We start from the raw sequence: 1481 nt of genomic DNA, 5'->3' as shown, positions 1-1481 counted from the left end.
TAGCGCCCGGGGACGACCCGTCGGCCGATCCCAGTCGGCGAAATGCTGCACGGCGGCCTCAACCACGAACGCGGCCGCTCGACGACTCAACCCAGGCAGCCGGTACACTGACACAGCCCTTTCTGTGAACGTCAGATGTGTGTCCAACACCTCTGCGTCCACAGAAAGGGCGCCATCCTCCCTGGCGACACGCCGGGCGAGGCGAAGAGCTGGCCGAACCCTGTCACACCTGTGACATACTGAAGGTTATGCAGAAGCCTCCTGCCGGCACCCCTCGACCCGCATCGGCACAGGTCAGGGGACCGTTAGCGATCTTGATAGCGAGTTCTGCATAAGCCTCACTAGCTCACCCCCTAGCACAAGCTCAGCGGCGCCCGCCGCCGACGGACGTCACCCGCTGAACACCGAGCAAGCCAGCCTCAACCAGTTTCCGAATAGCTTCGAAGAGCTACTTTTCTGGTCGGGTGCGCGCGAAGACGTACAGGTTGTTCAGGCCGAGTTGGAAGGTCCTGTGATAACGGAGCGTCAGGTGCGGCGAGGCGAATTGATCAGGGACAGTCCGGGGATCGAAACCATGGTGCTCATGTGCCTCCATCCCGTCCAGCAGCCGCAGCTTCATGCTGATGTGCAGCAACTTGTCGACGGCGGGTGAGGGTACGGTGACGATGAACACGCCGTCGGGTTGCAGCACCCGTGGGACCGCATCTGCCCACGCGGCCAGCTCGGACGATGACAGATGTTCCACCACGGCCAGGGCTGTCACGGCGTCGAAGGTCTCCCCGTTGACCACCGCCGCCGGGAAAGCACCTGTTCGAAACTCAAACGGACCGTCGACGTGCGCATCGTGTGGCACTAGGTCGAGCCCCACACCTCCGGTCAGCCGTCCGCGACCGAGCCGGAACAATGCACCATCCGCACAGCCGAGGTCCAGGACTCGTGCACCCTCGGGTATCCACGCCAGCGCCTTGCACACCCGCTGCCGTTGCAACTCCTTGTCCAACCAGTTCACTGAGCGTTTCTCCTGGGTCACCGTTGGGTCGTCGTTCGTCGGACCTCGGCGGTATCGAGGTCGGCCTGTCGATATCGGCCTTGTACGCCTACAGCGTAAGCGGACAGTGAGCTCTTTCCAACCTGCGTTGTCGCAGCTCAGCAGGCATGCCTCCAGGGCTGACCATCATCGTGATCACCAGCATCACGGCAGGTCATCCAGGTGCAAGTGTGGTTGGAGACAGACCCGCGGTCTGCGACGAGTCGACCAGCGGCCAGGTTGGAAAGGGCTCAGTGAGTACCAGGAGCAGGCCAGCCGAGCACTGTCGCCGTCACCAGCGGGAAGGGGACCTTCAGGTCATGCTCAGCCAGGGGGTCGGCAAAGTCGCGGCGAGATTGTCGTAGGGCAGGCACGACGCGCCGAGCAGGGGTACAGCGAGCGGGCACGGCAGCAGGACTGATCATGGCGGTTCCTAGGCCAGCCTGACTGTCCC

2 protein-coding genes are annotated in these 1481 nt (G+C 63.3%); one reads left to right on the top strand and one right to left on the bottom strand.

What is annotated here, in order from left to right; genetic code table 11:
- Positions 1–448: 448 nt before the first annotated feature.
- On the bottom strand, positions 449–1009 hold the full coding sequence (locus AC11W3_RS08725; RefSeq protein ID WP_484092848.1) for a class I SAM-dependent methyltransferase: 561 nt from the start codon (positions 1007–1009) through the stop codon (positions 449–451).
- Between the two features lie 146 nt (positions 1010–1155).
- Between AC11W3_RS08725 and AC11W3_RS08720 the strand changes: the two genes are divergently transcribed.
- Positions 1156–1392: a hypothetical protein gene (locus AC11W3_RS08720; protein WP_484092847.1), complete on the top strand. Its 237-nt coding sequence runs from the start codon at positions 1156–1158 to the stop codon at positions 1390–1392.
- Positions 1393–1481 lie beyond the last annotated feature (89 nt).

Source organism: Geomonas sp., assembly GCF_056994735.1.
Note: the sequence above shows the minus strand (reverse complement) of the source record. Positions and strands in the feature narration are given on the sequence as shown.